Raw genomic sequence first — 16,080 nt, forward strand, 5'->3', positions numbered from 1 at the left:
CTGGGAACAAGTGCTGAGGGCAGAGCCTTTCGTTGCTGCAGAAGTCCGCGAAAGTTACCGATACTTTCGCTACAATGACTTTCTCTGAGTTCCTCGCATTGCCGTTACTATTTGAGAATCATGTCATTCCCCAAAGAACTCTGTCGAAACAAGGATTTGTTGCAACTGATCGTCGATGCTTCGCCCGCTGGGTTGATCATCGCAGGTTCACAAGGAGATATCCAGTTTGTAAATCCTGCTGCGTCAAGGATGTTCGGCTACGAAAGCGACGAGCTTGTCGGCCACCCCATCGAATGCCTGCTGCCAAATGACTATCGAACTCAACATGCCCAACATGTACAAGATTTTCTAAGCCATCCCAAAACACGGACGATGGGCAGCGGACACGACCTTTTTGGATGTCGCAAAGACGGTTCGGTTTTTCCTGCTGACATTAGTTTGCATCCGATCCATCTTGATGGCAAACGGTTTGTGTTGGCCAATGTGATCGACGTCACCGAGCGTCGCAAGCAATTAACAAAAAGCGAAAATCGGATCAGGTTTTTAGTCGAGAACTTACCTGTGGGTGCCGTCTATTTGGACCACGAATCCTTGTACTTCAATCCGGCAGTCGAGGCATTGATTGGCTACAAGTCACACGAAATTCGGTCCGTTCAAGAATGGTTCGATGTCCTTTGCTGCGGTAACCAAGCCGAAGCAATGGCAGAATACAAAGCGGCAAAGGAAGAGGGGTTCCATAAGGAATGGGTCCAGTCGATCGCTTGCAAAAACACGATTCGACGTGAGCTACGAATCGCTGGTCATCAATACGATTGCCACGAGGTTTGGTTGGTTGCCGACATCACGGAACTGCACGACGCACAAGCAAAACTGGTTCAAGCTGAACGCTTAGCAGCGATCGGCCAAATGGTCACAGGCTTGGCTCATGAAAGCCGAAATGCGTTACAGCGAGCTCGTGGCTGTCTCGATCTGCTCGAACTCGATCTTGAAAACAAAGAAGAACAACTTGATCTGATCGTCCGCATCCGTCGCTCGCTCGGGGATTTGCAGCAAAATTACGAAGAAGTCCGTCAGTACGCTGCCCCAATCATCCTTCGCCGAGATGTTTGTCATTTATCCAATTTGATCGAACTGTCATTCGACAACTTGCTATGCGAATTCGCGACTGGAAAACACCGACTGATCTTTGAGCAACGAGATGAGCAGGATATCGTCTGCGATGCCCATCGCATGACACACGTCTTTCGCAACGTGATCGAAAACGCCATGGCTGCCAAGCCGAGCGGCGTTACCATTCGCGTGTCCATTACCGATGCCACAGCATCGGATTCAAAGGATTCCACGCCGACAATGCGCCGTATCGAGATGTCTGACGATGGGGCAGGAATGTCCGGAGCGACGCTTTCAAAAGCGTTCGAGCCGTTTTTTACGACCAAGCAAGCCGGAACCGGTTTGGGGCTGGCGATTTGCCAGCGTATCCTTGATGCTCATGGCGGCACCATTTCAATTGAAAGCTTTCCGTCAACGGGAACAACCTTGGTGATGGCACTCCCCATGACCTAGTGATCGACCCAGAGCTCAGCGATAGGATGCTCAACTTTAGGATTCGTTGATCTCTTTGACCTGAATCTTTCGAAAAAGAACCGTCCCCTTTTGGCCCTTGTGGGACTGTAGCCCGAAGAAACCTTCGGCGTAGGTTCCGTCGCCAATCCAATGCGCAGCTGGAATGCCATTCACCCAAGTTTTGATAACCTTTCCTTTTGCTTCGATCGTTATGCGGTTCCAATCGTCTTTTTTAATGGCTCCGCGAACCGCTTGGTGATCTTTCAACCAGAGCGGATAAAAGTAGCCACCACAGCTTTGTCCGTAGATTCCGCCTGACCAACCTCGGTCACCGCTTATGCCTTCCATCTCCGCCTGCGGGCCGAAAACGATGACCCGATCGCCCTCTTGACGGGTTTGGGCACGAAACATGACGCCCGAGTTTCCATCGACCTCCCATTTGATTTCGCAAGTGAAAATAAAATCTCGAAAATCATCTCGCTTGGTCGACAAATAAGTGCTATCCGCGCCTGGTGCAGCGGTACCAACAATCGTTCCATCGTTGACCTCAAAGTGACATTTTCCTCCTCGTCGCTCCCAGCCGTCCAGGTCGTGTCCATTGAAAAGCGGTTTGAAGCCTTCTGTCAGATCGGGTTCGGGGTCTTCATTGAGCAACATTTTTTCCGGTTCGGGGACATTCTCTTGTGACTTGTATCTTCCGTACCAATCTTTCTGCTGAGGATCAATTTCGCCGCCAGAAGCGGTAAACCCGTAGGCAACCATCAGCCAAGCAAACGTGGAGACGACGAGTCCGAACCCATTTCTGTTTTTCATTTTAATACTCTTGAGGGGAAGCATGTAGACGCGTCTCTCGGAGACGCGTGAAGCTTGGCGTCTCGGAGAGACGCCGTGACGTTAAAGATGTCGCATCCAGGCGGCTTTGTATTTTAGACCATGATTCAAGATTCGTTGTAGTAGTGTCTCGTAAGAAATTCCAATCGTTTCGGCTGATTCTGCAAAGTCTTCGCCATACTCGATGTTTGGATTCGCATTGGCTTCAATCACGAAAATCTCGCCTGCCTCGGTCATCCGTAAATCCATTCGAGCGTATCCGCTCATGTTGAGCGACCGATAGACTCGTTTGCATAACTTCGAGATCTGTTGTTCGGCACCTTCTCCTAGATCGGTCGCCAACCGAGTCGTGATGCCATACTTGTCTTGATACTTGTGGTTCCATTTGACTTGGCGAGTGGCAATGCGGGCGATGTCATCAGGCAAACTTCCAAAGTCCATCTCCCAAGCGGGGAAGGTTTGCAGCCGTTTGTTTCCGATCACGCCCACGTACAGTTCTCGCCCCTCGATGTACTGTTCCGCAATCACGTCGTCGCCCGTCAATTCGTGCAGGTAGTGGACACGCTCGGCTAAGGCTTCGTCGTCATGCACAATCGATGCTTGGGCGATACCGAACGAGGCATCTTCGACCACCGATTTGACGAACAGCGGAAATGAAAGTTTCTTTGGCCGATGCGTTGTTTTGTTGCTCGGGAAAACGGCGAAACGGGGGGTGGGAATGCGATGATAGGTGAGTACTTTCTTTGAGAGTGCTTTGTCTTTACTGAGCAGTAAACCGCGTGGATTGCAACCGGTATACGGTTGCTGCATCAGTTCCAAATAGCTGATGACCGCAAAGTCGTATGTCACGACACCATGAAATTCTTCGAGCATCATAAAGGTGATATCTGGCTCGAATTCATGAAGTGCCGCTCGGATCGGGGCCAGGTCATCATAGACACCAAGCGGTAAAACTTCGTGTCCGAGATGCCGAAGGGTGTCGCAGACATCAAATTCCGCTTTCCAGTTGTCGAGAGCCTTCTCGTCAACATTCTCAAGCGTTAATGGAGGGACGTGGCCTTCGCGAACGAGGACGAGGACGCGAAGCTTAGATCGCGACACGATGCTTTCCCTCCTGCATAAAGTTCGTGGTCCGAACGGCAACCAAAATCATCGCATCACGCCGCGTTTCTTCTACCGATGATTTCAAACGCAAGTTCAATTCACGACAACGTTCGATCATCTCTTGGATCACTTGGTCGATCAAATAGGTGTACTCGCCCGTCCAACGGGCGACAGCCGTCCGAAGTTCATTACGAACTCGACTCAAAAATGCGGCGGCGGTCGGGTTGCGGCGATGCTCGGGTTCGAGGGAAAACAATTTTCGTAAATCCGAGTCGTAAATACTGGGATACTCCACGCCGTAATGTTCGCGTTTTTGTTCGTAATGGGTGCGCAGCGTTTTGCGGATTCGGTGTATCGGGTCGATCGTTCGCCGACTTGATACCAGCGGACGTTTGCCTTCAAGAGACGTCATCAATTCATCCACATACTCAAGTTTTTCAATTGCTGGCCATGCCTTGTACCGAACCCGCCATCGCGATCCAGGGCGAAGCCAAACAGCAAAGGTTTCGGCAAAATCCTCCAACGGATGCGCCTGAGCGTACCACATATCGAGGTGCAGGACATAGTCGCGGCTCGACGGAATCGGTTGATAGTACTTGCGATAAGGCTCGGAGGGACGACCAAACAGCCGGCGAAAGTCAGGCCGGCGGCGGATTCGATAAGCGGTGTCAATCGCATGCCCGGCTTCGTGGCGGAGAATTTTCATGAACCCTTCACGAGTTCCCCCCTCGACGTCCATCAACTGTTTGCGTTCAAGCCTCTTCAAACGTGAGTGAGCCAAGTAGAATGGGATCGCGATGCCCGGTATATCGTCAGGCGAATACCAATCATCGCTCAACCAACAGTGGGGACGAAATTTGAGCCCTCGGCTCGCCAATTCCTCGTAAAGCTGCTCCACTCGTTTTTCGAGTGCTGCCGAATGGACCGATAAATCAAGATCGCACATCCGCATCTCGAGAAGCAGATCATCCGATAATTTGGAAATATCCGTTGGCCTTGCGATTGCTTTCGACTTTCGCTTTGCCATGTTCGAAGTTACCAGGGGTTTGTCGTATGAAAAAAATTTGGCAAGGATGAATGATACAAAGCTTAGTGTATTTAATTTGACTGTTTTACTACCCCTTAAAAAATGTGTTCTTCAAAAAACTTTAATACTTGTGCCCTGTTGACCGGCGTGGGACGTTCGGCGGTAGCCGTGATTGGCTGCCAAGGCCCCTCGGCGATCGAAACGATTCAGCGATGTTTCGATCCTGCTTCCCAACGCCCATTTGTGCCACAGGTAATACGCTTTGGCAATTGGATCGGACCTACTGCCGAAGGCACCCCTGCGGATGACAACCGGCCGGGTGAAGCGGTCGTCGTGTTGCTAAAACATCAATCCAATGACGGCTCCAAAATCGAGATTCATTGCCACGGTGGCAGCGCCGCGATCAAGCGAATCCTTGACGATCTTTGCCAATGCGGAGTGCAGTATCAATCGAGTCAGCCAACAAGCCTCTGCGCCGAGGCCGAAATCATCTTGTCTCGCTGCCAAACCGCACGAACGGCAGCAATCGCGCTCGATCAAGTTCGCGGCAAGTTGTCCGATTGGGCCGACGGTTGGCTCGATCGGCTCGACCGACTCGACCGGACGTCTGTTACTTCCCCGTCGGGTGCTCCCCCGTCGGGCGATGACGTTTTGCAGGAACTTCATGCTGCGACGAAAGAAATCTTGTCGTATGCAGCCGTGACAACGCGGCTTGATCAACCATTTCGAATCGTCTTGGCGGGACTTCCCAATGTCGGCAAAAGTAGTCTGATCAATGCCATTTTGGGTTACGATCGCAGCATCACAACGCCGATCGCTGGGACAACCCGCGATATTCTACATGCCGATACCGTGATCGATGGGATTGCCGTGCGGCTAAGCGATACCGCCGGGATTCATGCGTCCGCAGAAGCGATCGAACGCGAAGGAATCGAGCGAGCTAGACAAGAGATTCTAAAGGCTGACCTGGTTCTAGCGATTGCCGCACCGGACAACCCTGCAATCGACTTTGGCGAATTGGGCGTTCCTCGCATCGATGTGCTCAACAAAAGTGATTTGGTTGATTCGTTGCCAACCGATGACACGGTCTGCACGACAGCGACGACAGGCCAAGGCATCGATGAACTACTGGACAAGATTGCAGGAGCACTGGGACGCTCGTTCCCGCCACGTGGGGCTCCTGCGCCGATCAACGCCAGACAAACGGCATGTCTCTCCGCCATCTCGAAAGCCAACCGAACCGACTCTGCCATCCAAGCAATCAAGGCATTGTTGTTGTCGGATGCGTGAACGTTGCACGAATTCTAGGATCGGGAGAGAGGCAACGGTGGAACAAAAAAGATGCTCACCGCTACCGTTACAAACCAAGGTTTCGAGCACCCCAGACGGAACCTACTGACGGGCCCTACTGACGGGGCCTACTGACGGGGCCTACTGCTGGGCATTTTTCGCTCTTAGAGCAGGCGACATTGGACCGCCAGGATCCGCTTTACTGAGCGTACTGGAGCCGGGGGTCATCGAGACCCAAACGCTTCATCTTTTTATAGAGGGTCGTGCGGTTGATATCGAGCGCGTCGGCGGTTGCAGCTCGGTTCCAATGATGGTCGCGTAACGATTGCAAAATGATCGTCCGCTCGGGGGCCTCCAACGCTTCGCGAAGGCTTTTGCCGCTCAGATTCGCGGAAGTCAACAACGGTGCATTGGCTGCTCCCGCCGCCGAGTGACTCGCAAACGAAACGTCCGATGTCCGGCCTGTTAATTCAGGTGGCAGATCGTCTATCGTCAAGGTGGAATGGCGGCTCAGTAAAACGGCGCGTTCGACGACATTTTCGAGTTGACGAACGTTGCCTGGCCATCCGTAAGCTTGCAATGCCGCGACCGCTTCACGATCGAACCCTTCAATATCCCGATCCGCTGCTTCGCAGGCTTCGCGTAGAAAGTGATCGACGAGTAACGGGATGTCACCAACCCGTTCTCTCAATGGAGGAATCACGATATTGACAACATTGACACGGTAGTACAAGTCTTGGCGAAACTCCCCACTGGAAACCGCGCGAGCGAGATCTTCGTTGGTCGCCAGAATCACTCGAGTGTCGACACTTGCGGTCTCCGACCCACCGAGTGGTTCGAATTGAAACTCTTGAAGGACGCGAAGCAGTTTTACCTGCATCGCGGGCGTCGCGGTTGCGATTTCGTCTAAGAACAACGTACCGCCGTCGGCGAGCTGGAACTTCCCCGCCCGGTCATTGGTCGCGCCCGTAAAAGCGCCCTGGACATGCCCGAACAATTCGCTTTCTAAAAGGGTGTCGGGAAGTGCTCCGCAAGCGACTTCGATAAACGGGCCACCACGGCGAGAGCTGCGGGAATGAATGGCGCGGGCGATCATACTCTTTCCCGTTCCATTTTCACCCGTGATCAAAACCGAAGCGCGCGCATCGGCGATTGAGTCGACAACGTCAAAAATTTTCAACATGCGATAGTCGTGGCTAAGAATGTTCTCCATCCCGCTGCGACGGTCGAGCTGCTTGCGAAGGGAATCGTTTTCGTTCCGAATCTTTCGTTGTTGGATCGATCGGTCGATCGCAAGCGCTAATTCGTCATCAATAAGCGGCTTGGTGAGCAGGTCATAGGCGCCAGCGCGAACCGCCTCGACGGCCGTGTTCGGTGTGGCATAGCCAGTCACAACGACCACCGAGGTCTCGGGATGTTTTTGCCGCGTGTAGGTGATCAGATCAAAACCATCTTCGTCGCCGAGATGCAAATCGGTGATCACCAAGTCGAAGGCGTGTTTTCGTAACGCCGTTTTGGCCGAATCGAGATTGCCAGCGGTGATGACTTCGTGGTCCAGCTCTCGTAGCCATAAGGCCATCGATTCCGCGAGGCGGTAGTCGTCGTCGACAAGCAGGATCGATGCGGCACTGGTCATAGTTGCTTTGGGGGGCTTGGCGGGTTGCGAATCAGTATTTGGTAAAAACACACGATTATTCAGGTCATAGGTATTTAGGTCACAGAATGCGGCCAAGCAAAAGAATCCTGCCGAAATCTGCCACGAACCGTCAATTCAGCCCCCGAAAATCGTCGATCTAGTCGTTTTGAGCGATTTACGACCAGCAAACTCGTTCCGGTGGCTCACGCCACCTTATGCTGTGCAGGTCGTTCCACATTGAAGCGTTTGTTTAACAGCGTTTACGCGGTATCCCCCCTCCCCCGACGCAGTTGGGGGAGGTTGTATGTTGTTCGCCATGTTGCACTGAAAAGCGGCACGACCTCTGCGCTCGGGGGAGGCGATTAGCGGCTAAACTTTTCGGATCCTGCTCTTTACTGCCTTCAATTCCCTGCCATCCAATCTAAATAACGGTCTCGCTCCGCCTGAATTCTGCGAAGTTGCCTGCCGATACCGAGGAGGTTAGAATGCGGTTGCAGGCAGAGGTAACCTATTGCCCTTCCATCATCTATCAACCGCCAAGGCTTGGACAACGACCATGACACCCATTGACCGCCGCGATCTGTTTCGCTCTTCCGCTGCTGCAATCGCCGCCTTCGGGCTTGGCAGTGGTCTGGCCGACCGTTCTTCGCGTACGCGTGCCAGCGAAGAGACGGCATCCGAGCCGTACACAAAAAATGGGGTCATCCTATTCCAAGGGGACTCGATTACCGATTCCCACCGTGATCGCAGCCAACAACAAGCCAACCAAGCCAAAAGCCTGGGTGATGGCTACCCGTTTATGATCGCCAGCGAATTGTTGCGGGATTATCCTGAAAAACAGTTGACGATCTACAATCGCGGTATCAGCGGACACCGAGTTCCCAATCTGCAAGCGCGATGGCAAACCGATTGTTTGGATCTAAAGCCGAGTATTTTGAGCGTTTTGGTGGGTGTTAACGATATTTGGCATAAGCTGAACGGACGCTACGACGGCACGGTGGAAGATTATCGATCTGGATTGACCACCTTGTTGCAACAGACGCAAGAGGCGCTGCCGCAAGTACGGATCATTCTTTGCGAGCCCTTCGTTTTACGATGTGGTGCGGTAACCGATGACTGGTTCCCCGAGTTCACCGAGCGACTTGAGGTGGCTCGTAGCGTGGGCGAGGAACTCTCTCTGACGCGAGTTCCCTTCCAAGAGATGTTTGACGAAGCGGTCAAAGAAGCACCACCAAAGTACTGGGCCGCCGACGGGGTCCACCCAACATTAGCAGGTCACAGCCTAATGACCAAGACTTGGCGTGAGGTGGTTGAGGAAGTCCCATCCGGCGTCTAGTTTCTTACAAACTTACAAACGGGGCGAAATCGCGGCTCCTACCGTAGCGGGTGGCGAAGGGTTCGAAGCAGGGTGACGGATTGCAGCCGTTTGAAGAGGCGATGAAAGCGGCGAATCGAGAGCGGCGATCGCCGAGACCTGAACGCTCTCTAAACGATAAAAGCACTAACGAATTTGTTTCGTCCACAAATAGCCTTGCTCGACGTTCTTGAATTGTAACGCTTCGAGTTGCTTGACGAGTTCATTTTGGGTGCCATCGACCGCTGTTTCGACCGTGTAGATTCGGCGGTCCCCAAGCCTCTGAATCAGGTTTCCAATCATGAACGTCTCGGCGCTGTCCAAACGCTCGGGATCCTTTCGCTGCGACAGATCTAAGATCGCGTTGTCGCAGTTCATCACCTGGGCTTCCACATCGCTCGACCAGAGGTCCATTTGAGCCAAGATTTCGGCGCTGCGATGGTCTAACAGCGAAAACCGTTCAATATCAAAATGGGACAAGGAGGATGCTAGAGCTGGCTCGCAAGGAATTCTCAACACGTGCTCAAGACGAGTGGTGCGGCGGAACTGCAACGCTTCGCGGCTGACCGGCGGCCGGTAGGAACTGGTCGAGACAACGAAGCGAAAGATTGATTTTCCGCGGTTGTAGCCTTTTCGAGATAACAGCGACGAAGTTCGCGAATCAACGGCGGGAACACCAATGCCATGCCCGACCGGAGGCAATCCAGCGTACCCTTCGCCACGATCGCGGACCACGCCCACCTTGATACGACGGGCTCCCTGCGCCAGAATCGCTTGCTCGGATGCTTCCAGCAGCGGTTCGCATACGTCGAGTCCACCATCGGCAGAAAAGCAGATCGCTCGAATCTGACCCTCGAGCTCCGGCGGTTGTTCGGGTGGCTCAGCGGGTGGCTGTTCCTCGACGAGCTCGGCTGACTTTTCGCCAACACTCGGCGACGCTTCGCTGACCGGGTTGATTCCAAAATGGCACCATGCTCGGACCTCGCCACCGCTCTCGGCGACCAGCAGGTTCGAGCGATGAAAGAAAATTCTCGCCAATATCGCCTGCTCAATCGTAGCCATTGAAACGGGAGGCGAGATACCGATACAGGACCAGTGCTGGATCCATACGTCGACCAAGCGAGGCAGGTCGACGTTGCGGAAAGGCCGGATGATTGACTCTGTCACAGCATCATGGGGTGTTTAGAGGAAGCAGATTGGAGACACTTGCAGGGGCAGGCGATTCGGACTCAAGTCGGAACCGCCAATTTTGACTCCTTCGCTCGAACACCGTTGATAGAGTTTTCTCAAATGAATACAGGTCATTGCTATCATTGTCCTTCAAGAAGAAATTCGTCCCGACTCTGTCTGAACCCCCGTCATCGTCGTAGCGAAAGTCGTCAAGACTTTCGGCTCCAATGTAGCGAAAGTCGATTCTGCAATTGATTGTGACAGGTTTTCTTTAGGATAGCTAGCTAGTTTCACACGGGGCTTATTTTTTGCAAAGAGTTGGCATTTGCTCCGATTTTTTGCTGAAGTTGAAGGGTGAAGGGAACGATTCGATGTCGCTGGTGGGCTAGCGAGCGTTAAGCCTGGTAAACCTTGCGGCGCTGATTTTGACTTGTCAAGCAATCGTCGCGATTGGACCGAATCAAAACGTCATGCCGATCATGCGGCTATTGCTTGGCGTTTCCATTGTAGCGTTCGCCAATTTCGTGATCCGACCGATTCGGGTATAGGGATATATGCGACCCACTATCCTCCATTGCCCGGCGCTTGGCCGTTTGATTTTTTCTGGTGTTGCAGTCGTAGCACTAGCAAGTTTCACACAGTCGCTCGCCGCTCAATCGCCACAGGCTTCAAGAACGCAATCGGATCATCGGCTAACGCCGACCGTGATGGCGATTCGCCGAGCATCACCAGCCGTCGTGAACATACACGGCCAAAAAACGATCCGCGCGACGGCGGCCGGAATGGCCGGGGCGAACGGCCCCGATTCGTTCCGGCAAGTCAACGGGATGGGGACAGGGGTCATTATCGATCCACGCGGTTATGTGATCACGAACTACCACGTTGTCGAGGATGTCGATGACATTTTGGTGACGCTTAGTAATGGTGAAACCACCACCGCTGATTTAGTGACCGCTCGGGTTCGCGACGATTTAGCATTAATTAAGGTCAAATCGAACTCCCCTTTGCCAACGATCCCACGCGGCACCAGTAGCGATTTGATGGTGGGCGAAAGTGTGATCGCGATCGGCAATGCATACGGTTATGTGCACACCAGTACGAAGGGGATCATCAGTGCCCTGCACCGTGACGTGCCGGTCAACGAGACCCAGGAATATCGTGACCTGATTCAAGTCAGTGCAGGAATCAACCCCGGCAATTCGGGTGGTCCACTGCTCAACATTGATGGTGAAATCATTGGGATCAATGTGGCCGTTCGGGTAGGGGCTCAGCAGATTGCCTTTGCGATTCCGATCGATCAGGTGATCGAGATAGTTACCGAGATGATTGAGGATCAGAACGAACGACGATTAGCGACAGGTCTGCGAACCAACGGCGGCCCCCGCGATGGCGACGGCGTTACGCTCGCCCATGTCTCCGCCAGCAGCACCGCAGCGAGTGGCGGGCTGAAGCCAGGAGACCGTGTGGTCCGCGTTGGTTCGCAGGATGTCGACGACCGGCTCGATTTCGCACTCGCTCTGCTCGGCAAAACGCCTGGTGAATCTATCCCTTTTGGACTTCAGCGTGACGGGCAGTCGATGGAAGTTGCGGTTAGTTTGGAATCGGCAACCGACCGCCGCAGCGAGTCGGTCGAAAGTTTGGCATGGTCGGTCATCGGCATCCAGGCTCGTCCGGTGGCCGAATCGACCATCCGCCGCTTGAACGCCCGGATGAGAACGTCAAATCGAGGCGGCTTGTATATCACCTCGGTTCGTGCTGGCTCGCCAGCCGACCAGCAAGGTTTGGCCGCGGGTGACATTCTGATTGGTATCCACGGCTGGCAAACCAATTCGATGTCCGATTTGGCGGGTATTTTGGAGCATCCTGACATGCAGCAAGCACCCAAAGCGAAGTTTTACATCGTTCGCAAAGAGCAAACGTTGTTCGGACATCTGCAAATCGCATCTCAGCGGGATTCGGCCCGCCGCTAGAAGAGCCGATAAAGCCCTTGCCGTACACGTCCCGGGGCGAACTCGATTTTGCTGCGACCCGCAATCGCCGTCGAGTCCGCTGACCCAGCCGGGACGAGTGCGGAAGTGGCTTTTTCCGCGCTTTGGGCATGTGACACAGCGAGAAAACCGACTAGAATGCGTCTTCGAGTGCTTCACCCTCTTTGATTTTGGGGTTTGCCGTTTTGACGCTAGCGGGCTGTCGATTTAATCGGTTTGACTCGACTTATTGTTTAACGACAAGCCATAGGCGACCGCTTACGGAAAAACTGACGCCTTCGGCTAAGCGTTAAACGATTAAATCGACAGCCCGCTAGCCACGGTTCCCTTGAGAAAAACAGGGCTAACGTAAACGGCGAATGTCGCCAAGCCTGAGTTTGCATCTGGTGGAAGCATGGTGAGTCACTCTCGCGCCCATAGCTCAGCTGGATAGAGCAACAGACTTCTAATCTGTAGGTCGTAGGTTCGAATCCTACTGGGCGTGCCTGCGGTGGTGCTACCGAATGGTGAAGAAGGCTAATGGCGAAATCTTGCCGCCACGAATCGCGATGACTGCGGCAGAACAAACCGCGTAACGATGCCTAACGCACGATGCCTAACGCATGATCTCGATTCGGGTATGGGCAACACGAGAAACGCAAAGGACGGACCTGTAGGCGATCAAAGAGGTTTCATCGTGACTCGCAACTCCGCCCCCATCGCGATCAAGCACGACTCGCGATCAAGCACGACTCGCGATCAAGCACGACTCGCGATCAAGCACGACGCCCTTGACGACGAAGACCTCGCTTGAAAGGTCGACACGAGTAGGGGCAAGATTTGACCTATCCGAAAGCCCCCCCATTACACCCCACCAAGCAGCATCTTCTGGCAATCAGCAGCAATCAGGCGACGTAGGTGATTGCGAAAAGACACCGCGAAACGCAAGTTTGTGGCACGCATCCGTCAACAGCAATCAATCAGGATGCCCAGGGCGGGACTCGAACCCGCACAAGCTTAACGCTCGAGGGATTTTAAGTCCCTTGTGTCTGCCAATTCCACCACCTGGGCGTGAGCCGTAGTTTACGGCCTTTTCTTTCTCGCTGCAATGTCTCGTATTTCTGGGTACACCCGATGGTACACCTGTAACCCAGAATCAAGGCCGCTTCCATGTCCACTCGATCCAAGAAAACAAAACGAGCCAAGACCGATTAGGACTTCCCTTTGTTCGCCGATGGTTCAGGACAATGGGCGAAAAAAATAGGTGGCGGCTGGTCGATTTCGGTGGCTAGCCTGGATGATTCATGGGGCTTGCAAATTGTTTTGCTAACGTCTACGCCTTCAAGCGTTTACGTTCATTGCTCGAAAAACAGTCTGCGTCTTAGCCGTTTTGGCGTTAGCGGGCTGTCGATTTAATTGGTTTGACTCGACTTATTGTTTAACGCCAAGCCATAGGCGACCGCTTATGGAAAAGCTGACGCCTTCGGCTAAGCGTTAAACGATTAAATCAGCAGGCCGCTATCGCCAATACGGCTAATGAATCATCCGGGCTAGCCTGGGGCAGCAATGGCAGTTGGCAAGAAAATATCGAATGATCGCAACGCTCGCGATTTCGTATTGTCAATTGAAATAGAATGGGTGTAGTAACCTTTTGCTCATCTCAGGGAACTAAATCGCCATGAAAACTCCGTACACGTTCTCACAACTGTTGTTGCCTCTCTTGCTCGTTTCGAATGCAATCGGAAAGGACGTTGAAAAACCGACCGGCACCTACGCTAGCAGGATCACGGCCGCCGCCGTCCAAAACAAACAGATGCAAGGTGGACTCGTCCGAGTTACCTGGAGCGAAATGGAACCAAAGCCTGGCCAATTCAACTTCGATCCCATCGAAAAACAGGTGCGTCTTCTCAAGCCCACAATGAACTGGACCCTAGCCATCCACGGTGGCTGGACTTCCACGCAGGTCCCCGAAAACTCCGCTCAAGCATGGAGACGGCCTCGTTCCCTCTCACCCGATTGGCTTGTCTCCGACCTGCACGTCGAAACCTTCACAATGAACTTCCGCGGCAACCCTGTGCAGATGCCAAAATACTGGGATCCGCTCGTTCAAAAACGTCTAAAAGAGATGCTAAGCGCCGTCGGCAATCGATATCGATCCGACCAACGCTTGAAACTGATCTACGTACCCCAGATGACGAGCAACGGCACTGAAGGGCATTTCAACGGTGTCCCCACTCAAACACTGCTACAAGCCGCAGGCATCAACCCGCGCGACAAAGACGCGGAAAAGAAATTTGGCGACCTCTGGCTCAAAGCATCCGCTGAGACCACGCACAGTGTGCTCCAAGCCTTTCCCGGAAAAGCCGTTGCCTTCGAAGTCCACGAACTCTTTCACAGCATCGAAATTCCCACCCGTCTCATCAGCGAGTTCCAAAAGCCTCCGTATGAAAATCGCGTCGGCATCGGTATGTGGTGGATCTCTGGCAAAACGGAGTATCAGGCCGATTTGATCCACCTCCTGAGCGACTACCAAGGAGACCTCTACGGCCAGGTTATCGGCCGCTCTGACCAGCCAGATCGCTTTAAAGATCGTGACTATGCCTCGGTCTTCAAACAGGCAGAAGACCTCGGCATGCGATACATCGAACCCTGGAACTACGAATTCGAAAACCACACGTGCGACGAAGACCTACAGAAATTCAACATCTACTCCCGCTCCAAATTCACCACCCCGTAATCTCCTCCTCTTCGACTCGATCACGCGAGAAAAACGGCCATCACAAATTCGGTGGAGGGTGATTCGTAGCCGCTGCTTCGAGAAGAGGCCGGTTATGAAGCATGCATGGGCTAACGTCGAGAAGAAGTTTCAGCTGCCGGATTGGCCCAAAGCATCAAGGCTGCTGAAAAAACAGACCTAAAAAAATAGCGATGAGCGGACTCGAACCGCTGACCTAAGCCTTATGAAGACTCCGCTCTAACCGACTGAGCTACATCGCCTTATTTGTCGCCAGTCTAGCAAACCCTGAATTATCAGCCAATACGGGTTGTGATTTCGTTAATCCCGCCGGCGCTGAAGCGGGAATCTGCACCGCTAGGGAAGATTAACGGGGTTTTCGCTCGCGGGAATTGCATTGGCTCGGAGGTGGAAACCGCGCCGAGCCAAGATAGCCGGCAATCGATGCCGGTCAACCGTTGATCGATTGGTTGGTATTGCATAAACTCCCGCAAACCGCGAAACGCAGCGAGCTGCGTTGTTAGAAAATCTCTATTTCATCCCCATCGAGTTTTGTGTCATGAATGCATCTTCTTCGGCACCTTCGTCGATGCCGCTCGAGCGGGATCTAAATGGACAAGAGGAATCAGGCGAAAACTTGAGTGCTGCTGATTTAGGCTCAGCAAAAGTCTTGGTAGGTGTTTGTACGTTCAACGAAGTCGCCAATATTGTCACCGTTGTCGAACGAATTCGGTCAGCACTTCCTGGCGCCGACATCTTGGTCGTTGACGATAACTCACCCGATGGCACCGCCAATGTGGTTCGCCAGCGATTTTCCAATTTGAATTCGGTGCAGGTCGAGGTGCGTGAAAACGAGCGTGGACTTGGTAGCGCGATCCTTCGAGCGGTGAACCACGCGATCGAGGGCGACTATGATTTCTTTATCAATTTGGATGCTGACCTTAGCCACGATCCTACCGACTTGCCATCAATGCTCGGCCTCTCGATCTCATCCCCGGAAGTCGACGTGGTCATCGGGTCACGTTACGTTTCAGGGGGCCAAATTATCGGTTGGCCGTGGCAACGACGCTTGATGAGCCGAATGGTAAACCGCTTTGCAACGCTCTGTTTGCGGTTACCGGTCCGCGATTGCAGTGGTTCGATGCGTTGCTACCGAGTTGCCGCACTCAAACAAATCGACCAAAGTCGTTTGCGAAGTGAAGGCTATTCGCTGCTTGAGGAGTTATTGGTAGAGTTCAATCGTGACAACGCCGTGATGAAGGAGCTTCCGATTACGTTCACGGATCGTGAAGAGGGCGAAAGCAAGTTGACGATGACCGAAGCGTTTCGATCGATCGGACAAATGGTTCGACTCAGTTTTTCATGTCTAGTCAAAACCCGACAAACCCAAAAGTATAGATAACG

At 53.1% G+C, this 16,080-nt stretch carries 11 protein-coding genes and 3 tRNA genes; 7 read left to right on the top strand and 7 right to left on the bottom strand.

Annotated features, from left to right (window positions below; translation table 11 throughout):
* The first annotated feature begins 120 nt into the window (after positions 1-120).
* On the top strand, positions 121-1,563 hold the full coding sequence (locus Q31b_RS13610) for a PAS domain-containing sensor histidine kinase (protein WP_146600232.1): 1,443 nt from the start codon (positions 121-123) through the stop codon (positions 1,561-1,563).
* A 36-nt stretch (positions 1,564-1,599) separates the two neighbouring features.
* Here the strand turns inward: Q31b_RS13610 and Q31b_RS13615 are convergent, their stop codons facing one another.
* The 3 genes from Q31b_RS13615 to Q31b_RS13625 form a co-directional block, all read right to left on the bottom strand.
* A complete protein-coding gene (locus tag Q31b_RS13615; protein ID WP_231617557.1) occupies positions 1,600-2,376 on the bottom strand; it encodes a 3-keto-disaccharide hydrolase in 777 nt (258 codons plus the stop codon).
* 81 nt (positions 2,377-2,457) lie between these two features.
* A complete protein-coding gene (locus Q31b_RS13620) occupies positions 2,458-3,495 on the bottom strand; it encodes a D-alanine--D-alanine ligase family protein (RefSeq protein ID WP_146600233.1) in 1,038 nt (345 codons plus the stop codon).
* Positions 3,482-4,525 (bottom strand): putative zinc-binding metallopeptidase, encoded by a 1,044-nt coding sequence (locus Q31b_RS13625; protein ID WP_146600234.1) that lies wholly within the window; start codon positions 4,523-4,525, stop codon positions 3,482-3,484. The genes Q31b_RS13620 and Q31b_RS13625 overlap by 14 nt, the downstream gene beginning before the upstream one ends.
* Before the next feature lie 102 nt (positions 4,526-4,627).
* Between Q31b_RS13625 and Q31b_RS13630 the strand changes: the two genes are divergently transcribed.
* Positions 4,628-5,815, top strand: a complete 1,188-nt coding sequence (locus Q31b_RS13630) for a GTPase (protein WP_146600235.1) — start codon at positions 4,628-4,630, stop codon at positions 5,813-5,815.
* A gap of 199 nt (positions 5,816-6,014) precedes the next feature.
* Here Q31b_RS13630 and Q31b_RS13635 read toward each other — a convergent pair whose 3' ends face one another.
* The gene (locus Q31b_RS13635; protein ID WP_146600236.1) at positions 6,015-7,451 is read right to left on the bottom strand and encodes a sigma-54-dependent transcriptional regulator; all 1,437 of its coding nucleotides are present in this window, start codon (positions 7,449-7,451) and stop codon (positions 6,015-6,017) included.
* A gap of 556 nt (positions 7,452-8,007) precedes the next feature.
* On the opposite strand from Q31b_RS13635, the gene Q31b_RS13640 reads away from it, so the two are divergent.
* On the top strand, positions 8,008-8,787 hold the full coding sequence (locus Q31b_RS13640; protein WP_146600237.1) for an SGNH/GDSL hydrolase family protein: 780 nt from the start codon (positions 8,008-8,010) through the stop codon (positions 8,785-8,787).
* A 165-nt stretch (positions 8,788-8,952) separates the two neighbouring features.
* Here the strand turns inward: Q31b_RS13640 and Q31b_RS13645 are convergent, their stop codons facing one another.
* Entirely contained in the window at positions 8,953-9,972 is a 1,020-nt protein-coding gene (locus tag Q31b_RS13645) for a hypothetical protein (RefSeq protein WP_146600238.1), read from the bottom strand.
* A 557-nt stretch (positions 9,973-10,529) separates the two neighbouring features.
* Here Q31b_RS13645 and Q31b_RS13650 point away from each other — a divergent pair.
* Together Q31b_RS13650 and Q31b_RS13655 are read left to right on the top strand one after the other, a co-directional pair.
* Entirely contained in the window at positions 10,530-11,945 is a 1,416-nt protein-coding gene (locus tag Q31b_RS13650) for a trypsin-like peptidase domain-containing protein (protein WP_146600239.1), read from the top strand.
* Positions 11,946-12,373: 428 nt separating this feature from the next.
* Positions 12,374-12,447, top strand: a tRNA-Arg gene (locus tag Q31b_RS13655).
* Positions 12,448-12,928: 481 nt separating this feature from the next.
* Here the strand turns inward: Q31b_RS13655 and Q31b_RS13660 are convergent.
* Positions 12,929-13,013 (bottom strand) — tRNA-Leu (locus Q31b_RS13660).
* A gap of 607 nt (positions 13,014-13,620) precedes the next feature.
* Here Q31b_RS13660 and Q31b_RS13665 point away from each other — a divergent pair.
* A complete protein-coding gene (locus Q31b_RS13665) occupies positions 13,621-14,679 on the top strand; it encodes a hypothetical protein (RefSeq protein ID WP_146600240.1) in 1,059 nt (352 codons plus the stop codon).
* A gap of 186 nt (positions 14,680-14,865) precedes the next feature.
* On the opposite strand, the gene Q31b_RS13670 is transcribed toward Q31b_RS13665, so the two are convergent.
* Positions 14,866-14,939: transfer RNA gene (locus tag Q31b_RS13670), tRNA-Met, on the bottom strand.
* A gap of 296 nt (positions 14,940-15,235) precedes the next feature.
* On the opposite strand from Q31b_RS13670, the gene Q31b_RS13675 reads away from it, so the two are divergent.
* A complete protein-coding gene (locus Q31b_RS13675) occupies positions 15,236-16,078 on the top strand; it encodes a polyprenol monophosphomannose synthase (RefSeq protein ID WP_231617558.1) in 843 nt (280 codons plus the stop codon).
* Positions 16,079-16,080: the final 2 nt, after the last annotated feature.

It is taken from the genome of Novipirellula aureliae (assembly GCF_007860185.1).
Classification (GTDB): domain Bacteria; phylum Planctomycetota; class Planctomycetia; order Pirellulales; family Pirellulaceae; genus Novipirellula_A; species Novipirellula_A aureliae.

What these genes read in the sequence shown, in the direction of transcription:
- Q31b_RS13625 (WP_146600234.1), bottom strand. Translation starts at nt 4,525, where the DNA reads ATGGCAAAGCGAAAGTCGAAAGCAATCGCAAGGCCAACGGATATTTCC.
- Q31b_RS13665 (WP_146600240.1), top strand. Translation starts at nt 13,621, where the DNA reads ATGAAAACTCCGTACACGTTCTCACAACTGTTGTTGCCTCTCTTGCTC.
- Q31b_RS13630 (WP_146600235.1), top strand. Translation starts at nt 4,628, where the DNA reads ATGTGTTCTTCAAAAAACTTTAATACTTGTGCCCTGTTGACCGGCGTG.
- Q31b_RS13640 (WP_146600237.1), top strand. Translation starts at nt 8,008, where the DNA reads ATGACACCCATTGACCGCCGCGATCTGTTTCGCTCTTCCGCTGCTGCA.
- Q31b_RS13635 (WP_146600236.1), bottom strand. Translation starts at nt 7,451, where the DNA reads ATGACCAGTGCCGCATCGATCCTGCTTGTCGACGACGACTACCGCCTC.
- Q31b_RS13615 (WP_231617557.1), bottom strand. Translation starts at nt 2,376, where the DNA reads ATGAAAAACAGAAATGGGTTCGGACTCGTCGTCTCCACGTTTGCTTGG.
- Q31b_RS13675 (WP_231617558.1), top strand. Translation starts at nt 15,236, where the DNA reads ATGAATGCATCTTCTTCGGCACCTTCGTCGATGCCGCTCGAGCGGGAT.
- Q31b_RS13650 (WP_146600239.1), top strand. Translation starts at nt 10,530, where the DNA reads ATGCGACCCACTATCCTCCATTGCCCGGCGCTTGGCCGTTTGATTTTT.
- Q31b_RS13610 (WP_146600232.1), top strand. Translation starts at nt 121, where the DNA reads ATGTCATTCCCCAAAGAACTCTGTCGAAACAAGGATTTGTTGCAACTG.